Source organism: Paenibacillus kobensis NBRC 15729 (genome assembly GCF_004000825.1).
GTDB lineage: Bacteria > Bacillota > Bacilli > Paenibacillales > Paenibacillaceae > Paenibacillus_T > Paenibacillus_T kobensis.
Window position 1 is genome coordinate 1 of sequence record NZ_BILZ01000034.1, and the last position, 18,963, is coordinate 18,963.

Genomic DNA, 18,963 nt, shown 5'->3' on the forward strand with positions numbered 1-18,963 from the left:
CCTCCTGGATTCTCACCGGTATTGCCGCCCGGATTCTCCCCTGGGTTGCCACCCGGATTCTCACCCGGATTGCCTCCTGGATTCTCACCCGGATTGCCTCCTGGATTCTCACCCGGATTGCCTCCTGGATTCTCCCCTGGGTTGCCTCCTGGATTCTCACCCGGATTGCCTCCTGGATTCTCTCCTGGATTGCTTCCTGGATTCTCGCCTGGGTTGCTGCCCGGGTTTTCGCCTGGGATGGTGCCCGGATCGTACATGTCTTTGCCCAATCCGCTGTTCGTACCGGTGGTGCCGGTTGTGCCCGTCGTTCCTGTCGAACCGCCACCCTGCTGCACCGTGACTTGTCCATTCACGACGGTTAAAGTCGAACCGACCGGCACAGGCTGGCCGTTCACCGTTACTCCGCTTGCGCCGACCGTCAGTTTCGTTATCGTTCCTTTAACCGTAATCGACGTTCCCGTTGCATTCGGGCCGATGACAACCTCTAAGGCCGAACTGCCCGATTCGAACTCGATAATCGCATTCGTCTCCACTTGAAGCGTTCCCGCATGATCGGAGCTCGTGAAGACGATCCGCACCGGCGAGTCCGGCTTGTTGACAACCAAATCGCCGATCGTAGAATCGTTGAAGTGGATGCTGTGCGCTCCGCCGCCGTTCACGTACGTCGTGCCTTTGACCGTTACATCATCCAGATGGGCATCCCCTTCGCCGATGCCTGCCGTCAAAAGCAGATTGCCTTCAACCGACGAATCGCTAAGGGAAACGTCCTTGGCCGTGATCATCAGATTGCCTTTCGCAGACAATCCGTCGACTTTCCCGCCTTGATTCAGCACCTCGCCTGCAAGCCTGTCCAGCAGGACAACCGCTTCCGCCCGCGTCATCGGCTGGGCCGGACGAACGGTTCCGTCAGCGAACCCTTTCAAATATCCGCCCGCAACGATGCTGCTCATTGCCCCCTTAGCGAATGCGCTTACACTCGAACCGTCTTTGAAGCCGCTAAGCGTATCGCCCGCTGCCGCTTGCAGATGGAACAGCGAAGCGGTCATCTTGGCTGCTTCCTGTCTCGTTACTGGAGCGCCTGGCTTGAACGATCCGTCCGGGAAACCGTTAATATAGCCCGCTTGCTTCGCAGCCGAAACCGGTTCGTAATACCATACATCTGCTGCAATATCGTTGAACGCCACAGCGTCCGCCGACCGTGCCGTAAACCCGAACAGCCCGTTCACAAGCTTCGCGAACTGCGCCCTCGTCACGACTTGATCCGGCCGGTAGGTGCCGTCCTCGAACCCCTTTATTAATCCTTTGCCGTTCCAATCGCGGAATTCGTTCTCCGCCCAATGGCCTTGCAGGTCATCGTTCGCCGCTTCAGCCGGTGCTGAAGCCGCCGCTGCCGATGGCAAATACGAGCTCAACATCAATACGCACAGCGCCATCGATGCCAACTGCTTCGTGCGCGTGCCTATCGTCTTGCGTCCGCCCATTCGTCTTCCCCCTCCGTTCAATTTACAACCCATATTCTAGTTTGATGGCGCTTTCAAAAACACTATTCAAACTAACGAAAAGTGTCATTAATTCAAGATCAATAACAAATTATTAAGAAAAAAAACCGGATGGCAGCCAGCAGCCGCCATCCGGTCCAATATGTGGAATTAATCTTGTCCTTGCTTCATATTTCTTCTATGCTCAATCAAAGGAAGCGTGAGCTTCACGCTCGTGCCGACGCCGACCTCGCTCGTAATCGAAACGCCATAATCTTTGCCGTAATGCAGCTTGATTCGCTGGTCGACGTTGCGAATGCCATAGCCGACCGCTTCCGGTCCTGGTGCAAATATTTGTTGAATCGTCTCTTGCTTCATGCCCAGGCCATTGTCGTTCACTTCCATAATCAAATAAATACCGCTCCGGTAAACGGAAATGTGAATTGCGATTTCGTCGTCGTACCAAGCATGCTCCAGCGCATTCTCGACGAACGGCTGCAAAATAAACTTAACCGTCTCATAGCCAATGAGATCATCTTCGATTTGAATGTCGGTCTTGATTCGGCCGGCACTCTTCATATTCTGAATGGAAAGATAGGCCTCGATGATTTGAAGCTCCTTCTCGACGGGAATGAGCATCTCGCCTTTGTTCAAGGTCAATCGATAGAACTTGGCCAGCTCTCTAATAATTTCGTGCAAAAGCTCAATCTCGCCCAGCTTCGCCATCCGGCTGATCGAAGAAAACGTGTTATACAGAAAGTGCGGATTAATTTGAGAATGGAGGATTTGCAGCTCGGTTTCCTTCTTCTCCAGCTTGCTTATGTATACCTCGTCAATTAGCGTCTGAGTCGTTGACGCCATGTCGTTGAACGATTCGGCGATCTCGGCGAACTCATCCTTGCCGCTGTAATGAATCCGGCGATGCAGTTCACCTTCCTTGAAGGCGCTTAGCGATAATTTCAGCTTCATAATCCGCTTCGACAGCATCCTGGCGACGAATAAGCTGATTAACGTCAGCACAACGAAGCTGATGACGCACAGCAGTATCGTAACGTCCCGCACCTTCTTCGAGCTTTCCTTGAAGGAGGCTTCCGGCACTAAAGCAACGAGACTTACCGGCATATTGTTAATCGTCTTCGTAATTTGCATATACTTCTTAGTATCCTGAAGCAGAGCAGTCGGATCCTGCTTATCAGTTCCCGGCATATTCGCGTATAACAATTGCTGCTTCGAATCGATCGCGAACATTTTGGACCCTGCGCCTAATTGGTTAAGATCGACGTCCTCGAATATATCGGATAATCTCGTGGTTAGACGGATAAGGCCGATCGGCTTGAGCGAATCGTAATCCATAAGCGGCCGAAGCATGGAGATAAAGCCAAACTCCGCATCCTGCCCAACTTGGCGCCATACGACATCGTTGTAGGCAAGTTTCAAATTTTTATACCACGCCTCGTCGCTGATCCGCTCCGTATATCGAATTTCGAAGTGCCTTTCATTCAGAGCAAGCGATGTCTCCATATTGTTATAGTAGTACTCGGGCATGTCCGTTTGGTCTAAATATAAGGTCAGATTAATCGATAATTTCGGCAAATGAATAGCGGTATCAAGCCGCGGCAGCACGTACTGCGTCGTAATTTTATACCGTTCCCAATCCACGTATTTCCCCGACAAATAGGCCGACAGCAGCTGATCCTTAAAGATCTCGTCCGATACCCGGACAATGTCGTCCACCCGGTACTGAATGTTGCTGTTCACCTGCTTCATGTTTACTTCTAGGCTGTTTCGTGTATGGTTCTCCATCGTATGAACAGATGTCAGGTATGAATAAGTACCGATTACCGTAATAGGCGTAATGACAAGGAAAAAGTACGATAAAAACAACTTATAGTGGAAGGGCAAATAATTATGTTTCCATCTTTTCATGTTCGCATCAGCCCTGCTTTCTATAGTCTCCAGGTGTCATGCCGAACGCTTCTTTGAACATGCGGCTGAAATAGGTCAGGCTCTTGTAGCCGACTTGATCCGCGATCTCATATATTTTGAAATGCGGGTTCAGAAGCATCTCCTTCGCTTTGTTCATCCGCCGATTGACGACATAGTCATTGAAGCTGACGCCGACCTGCTCCTTGAATAGGACTCCAAAATGATTCGGCGAATACGAGAAGCGGCTCGCCACTTCCTTCAGCGTAATATCCTCGGACAAATGCGTCGTCACGTATTCCTCGATGTCCGTGTACAGCCTCCATGCCGGCTTCTGGCTGCGCGTGTAGATGAGCTCCGACAACTCGAATGCCGTACGGCGAAGCCATGACTTAATATCATCAATCGTCTCGAACTGCTGAACGGCTGCGAAGCCTTCTTCTTTCCATGCAGCCAGAACATTGGAAGAAGTGCCCGAATCACTTAAATAGCCCTCCAGACGGGAGACGATATGGGTAGAGAAGTGATAGACTTTGACCGGCTCCGCGAACGTCCGGATGATGTCAAATAGCTCCTCTATACAGTCGCATACGGCAACAAGCGCGTAATTCGATATCGCCGTAAACAATTGATCCAATATAGAGTTCATATCCTTCGCATCCCGAACGGCCGTCGTCATCAACGCGCCAGGCGGAATGATCCTGTTCTTCCCGATGAACATTTTGCAATCCATCAATTCGCGCGCTTCTTTGAACGATCCCGTCAGCAGCGCCGGATCGGATACAGCCTGTCCATAGCTGACCGTAACGGTCATGCCGCCGCCGTTCGCGCGGACGTAGCCTAGCAGCGCATTCAAATCACGGGCAGCCTCTTCCGAGCCGCCGTCATAAATCATGCCGATCCGGCTGGAAGATAGCTTGCTCCACATCCCGATCCCTTGAGAATCGATCCACTCCGCAACGAGACGCGCCGTCTCCGCTTGCCTATCCGGTGCGGCATCGCTCTCCGGCTTCTTGCCTGTTATCCGGTCAATTTCGACGATGACGCCAACGACGCTGCTGGACGAAAGTTCCAGCGGATATTGATTCATGAACGCTTGCAACGACGCTGCGTCTACCGGGCCTTCCATTAGCTGCTGGACAAAGTTCTGCTTGATGAACCGTATCGATTCCATTGGAATGTCAGGCAATTCGACGCGAGCCCGCTCGTCCAGTGACTGAACGATACCTTGCAGCGTTCGGATAATCTCGTCGTCATCCACCGGCTTCAGGATATAGCCGTCCGCTTTCATATATAACGCTTGCTTAGCGTATTCAAAATCCTGGTACCCGCTAATAAACAATACCTTAAGTTCCGGATTTCGTTCGAGTGCGTTCTTCGCAAGCTCCAGGCCGGTCATGACGGGCATCTTGATATCAGAGATAAGGATATCGATTTCATTGTTTTGGATATATGCTAGTGCCGCTAGCGGCTTTGTTGTACTGTAAACGATTTCAATTTGCAAAGATGACCAAGGAATAAGCTGCTGCATACCGATGAGATCGAAGTTATCGTCATCTACTAGTATCGCTTTATACATCTCGTTCGGACTCCTTGATAGTGAAATAGGAATAGAGGGTATACTCTGCTAGTATACCCTCTTTCTCTTATTGCTGCCGCTATTATTTGCCGCTCATGATCTTAAGATTACTTTGCCATTGTGCTGTTTTCCACTCAAGCAGCTTGTCATAGCCCAACTTGACGGAATCCGTCTGTGCATCGTCAATCAGCTTCGTCACTTCTTCGTCGCTCTTCGCGAATACGAGCTTAGGAAGGAGCGTTTTGTAGTAGTCGTCCAGACGCTGCAAGATAATGCCTTCTTCCGAGTTCGGAACCGGCGACAGGTTGGAGTACTGCGTTACGTCAAGGGACGTTTTGAATGCGACCGTCGATTGAGCGATCGTCGTCCAATCTTGCGCCTCTTCCGGCAGCAATTGCTCACGCTTTGCTTTCGTGCCGTCGACATAAGCCGTGTTGCCGTACCAGTTGAACTCGCCGATTTTCAGCTCATCGTATTTCTTCAGATCGCGGTTGATGTAAGCGTCGTTCGGAATTGGAACGCCGTTTTCTACTTTGTCATAGAACAGTCCTTTAGGGCCGAAGAAGATCGTTTGTTGGCCTTCAGGGCTAACTGCCCAGTTCATGTACGAGAAGATGGCTTCCGGATCCTTCGCGTTCGTCGTAATGACGTTCACGTTCCAACCAAGCGTATTGTAGCCGGAAGGATATACTTTGTTCTTATCGACGCCTGCTTTGTGCACTGGCCAAATAACCGTATAGCCATCGTTCGGATCTTTCGCCTTCAGGTTATTATTCGATTCGCGGCCGAGACCTTCAACCGTAGCGTCATACGCAGCGAATACAGCGATTTTACCGTTCATCAGCTTCTCTTTTACTTGGTCACGCGTTTGCGTGAATGCGTCCTTCGACGTTAACCCTTCGCGGAACAGGCGGCTTGCGAACAGCGCCGTATCCTTGAATGCAGGGTCAAGATATACCGACGTCAGCTTGTCGCCTTGCGGTACGCCGAATACGGAGCCCGTGCCTGGGGAAGCGAATGCAGGCGTACGGCCGTCAGCGGAACCGCTGTAGAGCATACCGATGTACTGGGATTCACTGCCGCGCATTTCGCCGAAGTCGATTGGCGTAACGTCCGGATATTTCGCTTTGACTTGTTTCAGGTAAGCTTCGAGGTCATCCCACGTTTCGAGTGCCGGGGAACCGAGCTCGGAGTAGATTTTTTTCTCAACGATGTAAGCGCCGTTGCCGTTGCCGTTCGTACCGTTGATGAACCAGTTCGGAATTTGATACAGCTTGCCGTCGGAGCTGCGGAGCATGTTCAGCGTTTGCTCGCCGACCGTCTTCACGAACTCCGGATATTTCTCGAGGTACGGATCAAGCGCAACGAGTTTGCCAGCGGTTACAAGACGCTCAACGTCTTTACCGCGGTCCGTTACGATAACGTCTGGGAGCTGGTTCGATACGATCATCGAATTCAGCTTCGTTGCTGCAGCGCCGTTCGATTGAACAGAATCCATCGTTACGCCGAGGTTGTCCGTAATCCATTTGGCATGAGGACGCTCGTTCCACGTTGGTGCCGTATACCAGTCGTAGTTAACGAAGTTCGAGAATGTGACCGGTTTTACTTTTTCAGCAGCCGTTTTCTCTGCGCCCGTGTCGGTCGTTCCCTCAGCAGCCTTTTCCGTCGTGCCTTGAGCAGCATTCTCTGTCTGTACTGCCGTCTCATCTTTCTTAGGCTCGTCTTTGGAGTCGGAGCACGCCGACAGTGCCATCGTCGCGCCAACCGTCATAATCAAAAGCCAATGAAGCGATTTCTTTCTAAGCATTCGTATACCCCTCTCACTAGCAAATATTATTTTATATATGTTATCCAATCGGCCCGCCTCATTTAGTCGAGCTGATCTATAACCCAATGGATTCGCCCTACTCCTTCAGGGAGCCGACGAGCACACCTTTAACGAAGAATCGTTGCAGGAATGGATAGACTGCAAGAATCGGAAGCGTTGCAACCATCATCGTTGCCATTTGCAGCGTCTTAACCGTGACCGTATTCTGGAGCATGGACGCGGTATGCGAGTTGACGTTCGTCAGAAGCGATGCTGTCGCTCCGGCGTTAATGATCTGAACAAGCGTCGTCTGCAGCGGAATCAGATTCTGATTGTTAATGAACACAGACGGCGTGAACCAGTCGTTCCACAAGAACACGGCCGTGAATAAGGACAGCGTTGCAATGACCGGCCCCGAGATCGGAACGACGATTCGGAAGAAGACGCCGAAGTTGGAGCAACCGTCGATTTTGGCCGATTCCTCGAGTCCGTCCGGCAGTTCCATGAAGAACGTCCGGAAGATGATCATGTTGTACACGCTGATCATGCCGTGAAGAATCAAGAACCAGAATGTGTTGTACAAATGGACGTTATACATAACGACGAAGTACGGAATCAGACCGCCTTGGAAGAACATCGTAAAGATCGCGAACAGCGTGTAAAACTTTTTGAACACGATCCCTTTCTTCGACATCGCGTAAGCGAACAAAGCCGTGAAGAACATCGCGACGAGCGTGCCGACCACCGTACGCAGAACCGTAATCAAGTAAGCGTGGTAGATCGACTTTTCTTTAAATACGAGCTCGTAGTTCTCGAATGTGAATTTGCGCGGCCAGAACGTGATGCCGCCGGCAGCGGCGTCCGATCCGACATTGAACGAGAGGACGAGCGAGTTCCAGAACGGATAGAACGTAATGAAAGCGAGCACGAGAAGCAGGGAATAGATGATCGTTTTCATTACCTTATCGCTTAAAGACAATTTCATCGTTGTTTCACCTCAATCTGAATTCTAGATCCTACCATAGGCTTGTCTTGCCGAATCTTCTTGCGGAAGCATTGGCAATGACGAGAAGGACTACACTAAGCACCGATTTGAACAAGCCAACTGCCGATGCATAAGAGTACCGTTGATTCAATATGCCCATCTGATAGACATAGGTATCTAGAACGTTGCCGATCGGAAGCATGATACCGTTATTCAAATTCCGCGTAAGGACGAGAATGTCTTCGTAGCCTGCCGTTAGAATGTTGCCGACCCCAAGAATGAGGAAGATCATCATAATCGGCATAATGCTCGGAATCGTAATCAAGAAAATTTGCTTGAAGCGGCTCGCACCGTCGAGCGATGCGGATTCATACAGTGATGGGTCAATGCCGATAATGGCTGCCAGGTAGACGATCGATCCGAATCCGATCTCCTTCCAGACGTTTAACCCGACGAGTATGCCCCAGAAATATTTCGGTTCCGACATCCAGTTAACTGGATCCTTGACGATGTGCAGCTTCACGAGCAATCCATTCACGGCGCCATGATCGACGGCGAGCATCGAGAAGGCCAGACCGGAAATGACGATCCAGGACATAAAGTGCGGAATGTACGTAATCGTTTGAACAACCCGCTTGAACAATCCGCCGACCTCGTTCAGCATGAGCGCCAGAATGATCGGCGCCGGGAAGCCGATGATCAGCTTCAGCAACGCTATAACGAAAGTGTTGCGAATAATTTCCCAAAACTCAGGAGCTTCAAAAAACATCCGGAAATGCATCGTACCAACCCAAGGGCTGTCAGCGAACCCTTTGAACAGGTTGTACTCCTTGAACGCTAGTAGAATGCCGTACATCGGAGCATAGTTGAAAATAAGCAGAAACACGACCGCAGGCAGGATCATGAGTTGAAAATCCCACTGCCTGACGAATCGTACCCACACCGATGGCATCTCGGCAGGGCTGCTCACCGCTTCCGGTACAGCGTTTGAACGAAATACTTCTTTAGCCGCTTGCTTCATCTCTTCACCAACTTATTGTCTTAGTGCTTTAATAGTAAGTCAGAATACCCCCCCGTTCTAGAACACTGGTTAACGAAAACTGTACATAATTAACGATAATGCGACGTTGATCTTGTACAATTTCCATTCCTTTGCAAGCCATTGTCGAATGATGTAACCTCCTAATAAATCTGTGTCTGATACAAAATAAAACGGCATTGACGATCGATTCGCATCGAGGTCAATGCCGTTAATGAATGTATGACTAGCTCAGTTAACGCCGGAATTAACGCTCTACTTTGATCGACACCGATTCGCCCTGGCTCGCATTCGGACCGATCCACAGCGTGAAGTCGCCCGGCTCCACCGTCCAGTTCATATCCCCGTCCAGAATTGCGAGCTCCTTCGCTCCAATGCTGAACGACACGACTGCTGATTCACCCGGCGCAAGCTTCACCTTCTGGTAGCCGATCAGCTTCTTCAGCGGCTGGGTTACGCTGGCCACTTCGTCGCGCACATAGCACTGTACGACTTCTTCGCCTTCACGGCAGCCCGTGTTCTCGAGCATGACGTAAGCAACCAGTACGCCATCGGCTTTCATCGTCGTACGGGATGTGACGACAGGACCGTAAGAGAAGGTCGTATAGCTTAGACCGTAGCCGAATGGATACAACGGCTCGGTCGTCGAATCGATATAATAGGACGAATATACGCCGGCAGGCGGACGTCCCGTTTTCTTCCGGTAATAATAGATCGGCACTTGTCCGATGTTGTGCGGGAACGTAACGGGCAAACGGCCGCCCGGGTTATAATCGCCGAACAGAACGTCGGCAATCCCGCTGCCGCTCTGAACGCCGAGATGCCATGCTTGCACGATAGCATCGGCATATTCCTCGAGCCATGGCAGCGCAAGCGGTCGGCCGCTCAGCAGCACGGCGACGACCGGCTTGCCGAGTGCGGCAATCTCTTCGACCAGACGGCGCTGAGCGCCTGGCAGATCGAGGCTAGTCCGGGAACGGGATTCACCGCTCATCTCGAGCGATTCGCCAAGCGCCATGACGACGACATCCGCCTGGCGGGCTGCCTCAAGCGCCTGCGCAAATCCTTCCTCGGACGCGTCTGCGATAGCGCATCCTTCGGCAAATTGAATAGCCGATGCCCCTGCTGCTTGGCGGATGCCCGCCAGCATGCTGACGACATCTTCCGGTTTGCCGTCGAATGCCCAGCAGCCGAGCGGATCCTTGCTGTTGTCCGCAAGCGGACCGATAACAGCAATAGATTGTCCGTCCTTGCTCAGCGGGAGAAGGGAGTTCTCATTGCGCAGCAGGACGATCGATTCGCGTGCCGCTTCGCGGGCCAATTCCGTGAACCCGGCGCGCGCAACCGCAGCCGCTTCTGGAGCCACCGCTTCAACGAACGGTTTCTCGATCAAGCCAAGCTTGATCTTAACCGCGAGGATGCGGAGAACGGACTGGTCGATGACCGACTCCGGCACACGGCCTTCCCGTACAAGCTTCGGCAGATGCCGAATAAAGATGCCCGAATGCATGTCCATGTCGCAGCCTGCGAGCACGGTTCGTTCGCAAGCTTCTTCTTCGCTGCCCGCCACGCCGTGCGTGATGAGCTCTTGCAGCGCGTTGTAGTCACTTGCGACGATGCCTTCAAAGCCCCACTCGCCGCGCAGAATCGTCTTCAGCAAGTAAGGGTTCGCGCAAACCGGAACGCCGTTAATCTCGTTGAAGGATGCCATAATGCTAAGCGCGCCGGATTCGACCGCTTCCTTGAACGGCGGCAGAATAACTTCACGCAGCACGCGGTCAGACAAGTCCACCGTGTTGTAGTCGCGGCCTGCTTCCGCCAGTCCATAGCCGGCAAAATGCTTCGGACAGCTAGCTGCAGCAAGACCCGGGCCATCGTCCACCTGAGCGCCTTCTACCCACGCCTTCGCATAGTCGGACGTGAGCAGCGGATCCTCGCCGATGCTCTCGGCGATGCGTCCCCAACGCGGATCGCGGCTGACGTCGATCATCGGAGCGAATACCCATGCGACGCCATCTGCCATGGATTCGCGCGATGCCGCTTCCGCCGTCTTGCGCGCCAGTTCCGGATTCCAAGCCGAAGCCTGCGCAAGCGGGATCGGGAATACCGTCTTATACCCGTGAATGACATCGCGGCCGATCAACAGCGGAATACGCAGTTCCGTGTTGTCTTGAATGAGCTGCTGAAGCTCATTCGCTTCCTCGGCTCCCGACAGATTGAAGATCGAGCCAACGCGTCCTAGCCGAATTTCTTCCCGCAGCAGATCGCGCTGCGATACACCTGTCTCCGGGTTGATAGGGTTGAAGCCCCAGTCGTACTGGGTCATTTGACCGACCTTATCTTCCAGCGTCATGCGGGACAGCAGTTGCTCCGCTTGCGACTTAATCGCAGGCGTTAACCATGAACCCTTCTCCGTTGAGATCATCGATAAACCTCCTATATTACGCGCTAGGGAACAGCAGCGTTTGGATCGAGTGCGCCGGGATGCTTCCTTCTGCCACTTGCTCATTGTTGCGAACGACATAAGGATGCTGCTCGTCCGTACGGTTCAGTACGACAACGACGATTTCACCGTTCGGATTGCGGAATGCAGTCGTGGACAAGCTCTCCGTATATTTCGTGCAGCCGATGCGCACTGCGCCCGGACGAATGTATTTGCTGAAATGGCCGATGTAATAGTACGACGATTGGAACGTAAGCGAATCGTTCTTCGTATCCGCGATGATCGGAGCGTCGCAATAGTTGCCGACATGGTTCGGTCCGCCTTGCTCGTCGAGCACGATGTTCCAATCCGTCCAGCCGGACATGCCGTTGTTCAAGTTGCCCATAATGTCATGCGCGTAGCGCTCGCCGCTCTTCCAAGAGCCCAGCTGTACGCCGCCTTCATGGCAGCCTTCCGTGAAGATGAGGGCTTTGTCCGGATAACGCTTCTGTACCGCTTGCAGCGCTTCGAAGTGGTCGCCGGAATACCAATGGAAGCCGATGCCCCAAATGTATTTGGACGCTTCCGCATCGTCGAACGCCATCTTCGCACGGTCGTATACGCGTTCCTTGTTATGGTCCCAGACCATGACTTTCACATCTTCATAGCCTGCTTGGTGCAGCTCAGGTCCCAGATAATCGCGGACAAAATCTTTCTCTTCCTCCGCCGTATAAATGCAGGAGTCCCAGATTTGAACGGCTTTCGCTTCGTTCTGAACCGTAAGGCCCCATACGGGCACGCCTTCCGCCTCATATGCTTCGATATACTTCACATAATAACGTGCCCAAGCCGAACGGTATTCCGGCTTCAGCTTGCCGCCGTTGTTCATCTCGCCAGTCGTCTTCATCCAAGCTGGCGGGCTCCAAGGCGAAGCGTAGAACGTGAATCCGTCACCTGCAAACGCTTTGGCTTGCTTAATATATGGAATCATCAGCTCGCGGTCATGGCTGATATCGAACGTCTCCAGCGCTTCGTCTCCGTCTTGCACATACGTATAGTTACCTAGTGCAAAGTCGCAGCTGTTAATATGCGAGCGGCAGATCGTGTAGCCTATGCCATCTTGTGCATCGTAATATGCGCTTAGAATACGAGTGCTGTTCGCGTCGCTAAGCTTCGATGCCGTAACAGCCGACGCTTCCGTAATTGCGCCGCCGAAGCCAAGGATCGATTGGAACTCGATATCGTCATACACGTTAATGATTTTATTCTCGATGCCTTGTACATCGTCCAGAAGCTCGAGCGATGCCGTCTCGGTCATCCGGTCTTGGGTTCCTTGCGAAGTCTGAATGATGCGAATTGTGCGTGCGTTCATATGGGTAAGTAGTTCCCCTTCCAGTTCTGTAATGCATTTATTATAATAGGAGCCAGTCCGAAGCTTGAAGAAACAATATAACTGAAAACATCAACGATCTGATTGAAGTTATATTTTTTACAGAGAAAGGAAAACGTTGGAATGAATGAAATTAATGTCGACCTCAGCGAATACTCGAAGCATCAAAACCCTTTTCGCCAGTACTATGAAGGCGGTCTCGACACCTTTATCGTAAGACTTCAAGTGGAAGGGATGTGCCAGGCGCTCGTCGAGGGGGAAATCGTCACAATCCGGCCGGGTAATCTGCTGCTGTTCCAACCTGGCGATATATACGATCTGCGCATTGGACTTAGCGAAGAAGGAAATGTGATGTCCGGGGACTATTACTTTATGAGCAACGGACCGGGAATGCGGGAATGGTGGGAGCAGAAGCAGCGGCCGACGTTAACGACGATCGTAGAGGACAGCCGGATCAAATCGGTATGGCATCAGATCGTCATGGAGAAAAGAAGACTTGACGGCGGCACGCCCGCCATCGCCTCGTCGCTTGTTTGGTCTCTCTTGCTGTTAATCGACCGCGCCATCGAAGAGACGCCAGACGAGCAGTCGCCTGCCGCGCACCATGCGCTGCGGATGCGCCAGTATGTAGAGGAGCATGCTTACGGAGAACTGAGGCTTCACGACGTGGCGCAGCATACGGGGCTGAGCGTCTCAAGAGCGGTGCATTTATTTAAAACGCACTTCGGCGTTTCCATTATCGGATATGCGCAGCAACTTCGCCTTGCCCGTGCCGTCAAGCTGCTGGATCACAGCATGCTGTCGCTCGAGCAGATTGCAGCAGATACCGGACTCGGCAGCTACGCTTATTTTCATCGGCTGTTCCGCTCGCAATACGGCATCTCGCCGGGCGCCTATCGGAAGAAGAGATAACAAACCTTCATTCCGCATGCTAATGTTCTTTCGAACGCTGTTGTTTTCGGATTGTTCAACACTCCGCAAGCGAATGTTCTTACGACCGCTGTTGGGCACTCCGCATGCGAATGTTCTTACGATCGCTGTTGTTTTCGGATTTCTTCTGAACAATTAGTCTATGGGGAAATCCGAAAACAAAGGCGACCACTTCGTTTCTTCAGAATCATTCGCATGCTCCGTTTCGTTCGCGAGTAATGTGAAGATCATTAGTTGCTCCGTTTCTTGATTTATGTAAGAAGGAGCAGAGATTGATTCCTCTCTGCTCCTGACTTAGTTACTTATTAACGCAGCGGGTACGTGATCGTGTTGCCAATGTCGCGGATCAAGTCGCCAACGTCGTCTGCCATAGAACGGATCGGATGATTCTGCGAGTAGTTGTTGCCGAAGCCGACACCGTCGCGGTTCGTTCCGTCAAAACCAAACATACGATTCGTTCCGTCTAGACCAAGGCCGCGGTTCGTACCATCAAGGCCAAAGCCGCGACTTGTTCCGTCAAGGCCGAGGCCGCGGTACGAGCGATTGTTATCGAACGTCCCATTCAGATCGATGCCTCGGGTCGCATCATCCAAGCCCGTCCCTCGATACGTGCCGTTTGTGCCGTAGCTGTTGTTGTAATATTGGTTGTACATGCCCGGAGTGTTAGCGCCATGCATGTTGTACGAACCGTTGTTCAATGCATACGGGCGCATGGCATTATTATTGTACGAATTAAGCCGGCTGCCGGACGGAGTATGGTTAAGCCCGTTCAGGCTGTACGTATTGTACGAGCCAGTCGTACCGGTCGTGCCAGTGCCAGTGCCAGTGCCAGTACCCGTTGTACCATTCAAACGGGCTTGAAGCTGCTGAATACGCCCATGCAGTGTTTTGTCGCTCGTAATGTGGACGTTATAGCCTGGTTGCAGGTTTTTGACACTGTTGCGAACTTTCGTCTCCACCGAGCGGGCGGCCATGCCGCGCTTGATGTCTAAGCCGACGAGCGCGTTGTTGCCATGGACGAATACGGTCGCTTTGTCTACGCCTCGGACCGTCGTTGCTTTTTTGGCAATGCGATCTGCAAGCGCCTTGTTGGACGCGGTCTTCGCCGCATCTCCATCATGATTCAAATAACGGGCGCCGGTATTATTGCTATATCCGGTAAAGCTTCTGCTGCCGTAAGGAGTCGAATAAGGTCGGGATTGATTCAGATATGGAGCGGGCTCGCTAATGTTACGCGTTCTGTACTGATCGACCTTATTATTGTCCCGATAAGCACCGCAAGCTGTCGTCATCGACACCATTAACGTTGCAGTAAGCAGCAATGCGCCTGTTTTTTTGCGCAAGCAAATCACCTCCGCCCATTATAGTGCGAAGAACGCCCGTCCGTTAATCTGGTAGTTGATTGTTCAGTTGGGTGCCGATGACGGAAATGGCGGAGGCGTTAGCGACGGCGGCGTTCGGGATACAGAATCCTTCATAAGCTCTGAGACCGTAACAAAACGAAAGCCTCTGCGGTGAAGTTCCGGCAGTATCGTCTCAAGCGCGGTAATCGTCTGCGTCTTGCCGTCGACATGATCGTGAAACAGCACGATGTCGCCATTATGCGCATTGCGAAGCACTTTGTTCGTAATCTGCCAGACGCCGGGACGGACCCAGTCGCGCGTGTCTTGATGCCACGACCACAGAATCGGCTTTAAGCCCATGCCGTTGGCTGTTGCGACAAGCCGCTCATTAAACATTCCGCCAGGCGGACGGAACAAAACCGAATGCTGTCCAGTCGCTTTCCTTATCGCTTCCTCCGTCCGTTTCAATTCGGTTTGAATTTGCTGAGCCGAGCTGTTCTGAAAGTACGTATGGTTGTACGTATGGTTCGCGATTTCATGGCCTTCTTTTACGATGCGGAGTGCCGTATCCGGAAAAGCCTCCACCCGTTTCCCAACGACGAAGAACGTGCAGCGTGCTTCATATTGCTTTAATAAGTCCAATATTTGATTCGTCTGTTTCGGATCAGGACCGTCATCGAACGTCAGTGCGATGAGCGGATGGTTCGTCTTTACTTCCCATATGACGTCGCCGCGGCTTTCGTAATAATACCGGTCCTTCTTTACTGGAACAGCGTCAGCCTGATGCGGTACAGCCGGTACGAGCAGTAAAACGCATGCCGCAGCGGCGAGCCAAGTACGAACTGGCATGTGGGTCACCCTTTTTTTCATTCATGTTGCCCGTCACGCTTCCGAATTATTCCCGGCTGCTCCATTCATTCTCCAATACAGCTATTACTCGACCATAATTTCTTTTTTCTTTGTAATGTGCAGTTCGCCTTGATACAAATGCAAATAGACATAATAACGCCCAGGCTCCGTAAATGTCGTGTCTGCAACGAATGTCTCCGTCTTGTCATCTAGCTTCGCATTGATAAGCTCAGGCAGACGCTTCCAATCCGACTTACGGATATCGAATGCGAATTGAGCGCCTTCCAGCGTCGGGAGCCCCGTCACAACGCTTTGCAGCGTTACGCTTTTACCTGTATGTACCACAGCCGGGTTCGTCGAGAAATCGACTTTTACATCCGCCTCATTGGCAGTGCCGTTTCCATCCTGTTTCGACGAAGAACAGGCCGATACGATAACCGCTAACATGATGATCATCACCAAGGAAATAAAGCCCGCTGTCCGATTGTTTCTTTTACCCCGATCTATTGCTGTCATATCTTGTTCTCCTTCCATGCCGCTATTCCTTATCGTTGCCGATTACGGCCAACTTTACATGTCGAACTCCAGTCTAATCGATATTTCTCAGTATGGGGCATACCATCATCTATTGGTCATAAAATCGTCGAAACATTGTGACAGAAAAAAAGCCTGCACAACGTGCAAACTTTGGTACGACGAGGCGCCCGCATCAAGCCTTATACCAGTAACGTGCAAAATAAAAAGCTGCACCGCACACCAGAAGAACTGGCATACTATGCAGCAGTCTGCTCTTTTACTTCTTCGTAAGAGGGCTTTGAATCAGCGTCGCGAATTTGAACGGGTGAACGTGACCGTCTACCAGCGTCGTCATGCCTTTAACCAGGTGGACATGCTTGCCGTTGCCGACCGATATGGCAGGACCGGTGAATACTTTTTTCAATTGATGAAAATGGTCAAAAAAGTCCGTGTTCGAAAACTTGATTTCGTGGATGTGGCTGCTGCCAAAAGGAATTGCCTGCCCTGTAACGCCTGCGATACGGTGATTGTGCCGGTCGTTGCCTTCCTCCGCCAGCCGCGTGCTGGACGTAAATTCGTGGACATGCGTTTGTACCCGCCGTTTGCACTTGGAAATCGCCGCTTTGCTGGCTTTTAATGTACGCATCAAGTAATGCCTCCCACAAGCAGAATTGCTTTATCGTATTAGGAGGCGCAGCATGTTGCGCTTTCGTATGCCTATTGCGGGCTCTTATTTTTATTCTTCCACTTTCCTCACGTCTACTGTTACTTGCAAACTCTGATCGCCCGTCCCTTGATAGATGCCTTTCACCGGCACGATATCCTTGTAGTCACGTCCATGCGCCAGCTTTACGTACCGTTCGCCGATCGGCGATTCGTTCGTCGGATCGAACCCGCACCAGCCGAGCTTCGGTACATAGGCTTCGACCCAAGCATGCGACGCTTGCTCGAAGTCCGCGCTGCCGCCTTGCAGATCGCCAACGAAATGATAGCCGCTCACATAACGCGCAGGAACGCCTCGCGCTCGGCATACGGCAATCATCAGATGAGCAAAATCCTGACATACGCCGCGCCGCATCGTAATCATCTCGGATGCCTTCGTCTTCACGTTCGTCGCGCTCGGATCATAGATGAAGCTCGTGCGGATATGCTTGCTCAGCACGGCCAGCCAATCGTATACGCCGACAGCCGGCGTAACATCGACGGTTACCCCTCCGCCCCCTTCAGCCGCAGCCGATGAATCGTGAACGGTGCCGACAACTGGCACCTGTCCCATGAAGGAGACGATTTCCGGTGTTACTTCCGTATAAGAGGTCGGCAGCAGGAACTCGATGAAACGGTCCACCAATTCATCCGACATCAGCCGTGCCCATGCCTCCGCGGGCTTTAACTGCTGCTTGAGCAGACTTTCTTCGTTCGTGTACGATTCCGTCGTCACAAGGGTCATATTCGTACGAATGGTTAGCTTCGTATGCGGTTGGTTAACGGAAAAGGCGTGCACCCGGTTGCCGAAACAATCCTCGTATGTGAACAACGGTGCATTCGGCTCGATGGAGATGGAATGGTTATAGCAAGACTGCCGTTCGTTCGTGCTTGGTGTCAACCGAATTTCGTTGATGCTGTCGGTAATCGGTTCTGCGTAGCTATATTGGGTCATATGCGAGATATACAGCTTCATGCGCTGGCCTCCCCCATCCGGAAAAACGTTTTGGCGAACGTCGTCCCTAACGACTCGCACGCGCTAAGCAAGTGCGCCGTTATCCGCCCGTCCCGGTCGAATACGAGATCATCCGTCTCCAAGCAGCCGATGTCTGCGATCACCTTGCCGACCTGCCGGACGATCCGCTCATGCGAGACTCGGAGCGTCTTATCCTGCAGATCGATCGCCCTCATATGCTCGACGAGCTGCTGCAGGGCGAAATGGACGGAACGCGGAAACGTCGGATTAAGCACGACGAATTCAATAATCGCTTCTACCGCGACGCTGTCCAAATAATTGCGGCGAAACGACTGGTAGCCGCTCACCGACTTCAACACCGCATGCAAGTAAGGATATGCATTGGCATTGTTCCAACCTTCGCCCTCCGCCGCATGCTCAACTGCCTGCATAATCCGAAGCGTGTTCTCCGCCCGCTCCAAGTACCGGCCGCATTCGATAAAATGCCATTCGTTCTCGCGCGGCATAACCGACTGGCAGTAGCCTTGGAACAAGGCGGTCCAATCTTTCGTCTGTCCAAAAAACTGGTGCGGCGAATTGCGGGTCAGATCGTCCGGCTGCTTCTCGCGAAGCCATAAGTAAAAGCCGTTGATCGCATCCCACAGCTCGCCCGGTACTTTCTCCCGCAGCGTTCTTAAGTTGTTCCTGGCATGATTAACGCATGAAACGAGTGAATTCGAGTTATCACGGTCGAGTGTTACGTACATGAGCACTTCCCGCTCCTCGTACGAATCATACTGCTGCTCGAATGCATGCCTGCTGCCCAGCGCATCAACGATGCGCGCCCATTTGCACATCGTTTCGACAGGCTCATCCCCTGCACCGGCACGAAGCTCATCCTGTTGCAAATGATAGTGGACGTCAATCAGCCTCGCATGGTTCTCCGCGCGTTCCATATAACGGCCGATCCAGAACAGCGCTTCGGCATTTCGATTCAACACGTTAATCCCTCCATTCGTTAACCATGTGCTCCATCCGCAATCTC

At 52.1% G+C, this 18,963-nt stretch carries 15 protein-coding genes; 1 reads left to right on the forward strand and 14 read right to left on the reverse strand.

What is annotated here, in order from left to right; genetic code table 11:
- From PKO01S_RS18475 to PKO01S_RS18510, 8 genes are all read right to left on the reverse strand, one after another.
- Positions 1–1,481, reverse strand: a 1,481-nt coding sequence (locus tag PKO01S_RS18475) for an S-layer homology domain-containing protein (protein ID WP_164779667.1), incomplete at its 3' end; no start/stop codon positions are given.
- Positions 1,482–1,649: 168 nt separating this feature from the next.
- On the reverse strand, positions 1,650–3,404 hold the full coding sequence (locus PKO01S_RS18480) for a cache domain-containing sensor histidine kinase (RefSeq protein ID WP_127532922.1): 1,755 nt from the start codon (positions 3,402–3,404) through the stop codon (positions 1,650–1,652).
- 7 nt (positions 3,405–3,411) lie between these two features.
- Positions 3,412–4,980, reverse strand: coding sequence for a helix-turn-helix domain-containing protein (locus PKO01S_RS18485; protein WP_127532923.1), 1,569 nt, complete (start codon positions 4,978–4,980; stop codon positions 3,412–3,414).
- Positions 4,981–5,062: 82 nt separating this feature from the next.
- On the reverse strand, positions 5,063–6,787 hold the full coding sequence (locus PKO01S_RS18490; RefSeq protein WP_127532924.1) for an extracellular solute-binding protein: 1,725 nt from the start codon (positions 6,785–6,787) through the stop codon (positions 5,063–5,065).
- A gap of 97 nt (positions 6,788–6,884) precedes the next feature.
- Positions 6,885–7,772 carry a carbohydrate ABC transporter permease gene (locus PKO01S_RS18495; protein ID WP_127532925.1) on the reverse strand — a complete coding sequence of 296 codons (888 nt, stop codon included), beginning with the start codon at positions 7,770–7,772 and terminating at the stop codon, positions 6,885–6,887.
- Positions 7,773–7,803: 31 nt separating this feature from the next.
- Complete coding sequence (locus PKO01S_RS18500; protein ID WP_174818593.1) at positions 7,804–8,724, reverse strand: ABC transporter permease; 921 nt, start codon at positions 8,722–8,724, stop codon at positions 7,804–7,806.
- Between the two features lie 334 nt (positions 8,725–9,058).
- Entirely contained in the window at positions 9,059–11,236 is a 2,178-nt protein-coding gene (gene bglX / locus PKO01S_RS18505) for a beta-glucosidase BglX (protein ID WP_164779668.1), read from the reverse strand.
- 16 nt (positions 11,237–11,252) lie between these two features.
- Positions 11,253–12,605 carry a glycoside hydrolase family 30 protein gene (locus tag PKO01S_RS18510; RefSeq protein ID WP_127532928.1) on the reverse strand — a complete coding sequence of 451 codons (1,353 nt, stop codon included), beginning with the start codon at positions 12,603–12,605 and terminating at the stop codon, positions 11,253–11,255.
- A 141-nt stretch (positions 12,606–12,746) separates the two neighbouring features.
- Between PKO01S_RS18510 and PKO01S_RS18515 the strand changes: the two genes are divergently transcribed.
- Entirely contained in the window at positions 12,747–13,535 is a 789-nt protein-coding gene (locus tag PKO01S_RS18515; protein WP_127532929.1) for an AraC family transcriptional regulator, read from the forward strand.
- Between the two features lie 323 nt (positions 13,536–13,858).
- Here the strand turns inward: PKO01S_RS18515 and PKO01S_RS18520 are convergent, their stop codons facing one another.
- The 6 genes from PKO01S_RS18520 to PKO01S_RS18545 all read right to left on the reverse strand — a co-directional run bounded on the left by PKO01S_RS18520 (position 13,859) and on the right by PKO01S_RS18545 (position 18,919).
- The gene (locus PKO01S_RS18520) at positions 13,859–14,896 is read right to left on the reverse strand and encodes a YhcN/YlaJ family sporulation lipoprotein (RefSeq protein ID WP_127532930.1); all 1,038 of its coding nucleotides are present in this window, start codon (positions 14,894–14,896) and stop codon (positions 13,859–13,861) included.
- Between the two features lie 63 nt (positions 14,897–14,959).
- The gene (locus PKO01S_RS18525) at positions 14,960–15,745 is read right to left on the reverse strand and encodes a polysaccharide deacetylase family protein (RefSeq protein ID WP_127532931.1); all 786 of its coding nucleotides are present in this window, start codon (positions 15,743–15,745) and stop codon (positions 14,960–14,962) included.
- An 84-nt stretch (positions 15,746–15,829) separates the two neighbouring features.
- Positions 15,830–16,261: a hypothetical protein gene (locus PKO01S_RS18530; protein ID WP_127532932.1), complete on the reverse strand. Its 432-nt coding sequence runs from the start codon at positions 16,259–16,261 to the stop codon at positions 15,830–15,832.
- A 277-nt stretch (positions 16,262–16,538) separates the two neighbouring features.
- A complete protein-coding gene (locus PKO01S_RS18535) occupies positions 16,539–16,907 on the reverse strand; it encodes a YmaF family protein (protein WP_127532933.1) in 369 nt (122 codons plus the stop codon).
- A 90-nt stretch (positions 16,908–16,997) separates the two neighbouring features.
- Positions 16,998–17,939: a transglutaminase family protein gene (locus PKO01S_RS18540; RefSeq protein ID WP_127532934.1), complete on the reverse strand. Its 942-nt coding sequence runs from the start codon at positions 17,937–17,939 to the stop codon at positions 16,998–17,000.
- Complete coding sequence (locus PKO01S_RS18545) at positions 17,936–18,919, reverse strand: alpha-E domain-containing protein (RefSeq protein ID WP_127532935.1); 984 nt, start codon at positions 18,917–18,919, stop codon at positions 17,936–17,938. Before PKO01S_RS18545 ends, PKO01S_RS18540 begins: the two co-directional genes overlap by 4 nt.
- Positions 18,920–18,963: the final 44 nt, after the last annotated feature.

Coding starts and splice junctions, on each gene's coding strand:
- PKO01S_RS18480 (WP_127532922.1), bottom strand. CDS start 3,404: ATGAAAAGATGGAAACATAATTATTTGCCCTTCCACTATAAGTTGTTT.
- PKO01S_RS18485 (WP_127532923.1), bottom strand. CDS start 4,980: ATGTATAAAGCGATACTAGTAGATGACGATAACTTCGATCTCATCGGT.
- PKO01S_RS18490 (WP_127532924.1), bottom strand. CDS start 6,787: ATGCTTAGAAAGAAATCGCTTCATTGGCTTTTGATTATGACGGTTGGC.
- PKO01S_RS18495 (WP_127532925.1), bottom strand. CDS start 7,772: ATGAAATTGTCTTTAAGCGATAAGGTAATGAAAACGATCATCTATTCC.
- PKO01S_RS18500 (WP_174818593.1), bottom strand. CDS start 8,724: ATGCCATCGGTGTGGGTACGATTCGTCAGGCAGTGGGATTTTCAACTC.
- bglX (WP_164779668.1), bottom strand. CDS start 11,236: ATGATCTCAACGGAGAAGGGTTCATGGTTAACGCCTGCGATTAAGTCG.
- PKO01S_RS18510 (WP_127532928.1), bottom strand. CDS start 12,605: ATGAACGCACGCACAATTCGCATCATTCAGACTTCGCAAGGAACCCAA.
- PKO01S_RS18515 (WP_127532929.1), top strand. CDS start 12,747: ATGAATGAAATTAATGTCGACCTCAGCGAATACTCGAAGCATCAAAAC.
- PKO01S_RS18525 (WP_127532931.1), bottom strand. CDS start 15,745: ATGCCAGTTCGTACTTGGCTCGCCGCTGCGGCATGCGTTTTACTGCTC.
- PKO01S_RS18530 (WP_127532932.1), bottom strand. CDS start 16,261: ATGACAGCAATAGATCGGGGTAAAAGAAACAATCGGACAGCGGGCTTT.
- PKO01S_RS18535 (WP_127532933.1), bottom strand. CDS start 16,907: ATGCGTACATTAAAAGCCAGCAAAGCGGCGATTTCCAAGTGCAAACGG.
- PKO01S_RS18540 (WP_127532934.1), bottom strand. CDS start 17,939: ATGAAGCTGTATATCTCGCATATGACCCAATATAGCTACGCAGAACCG.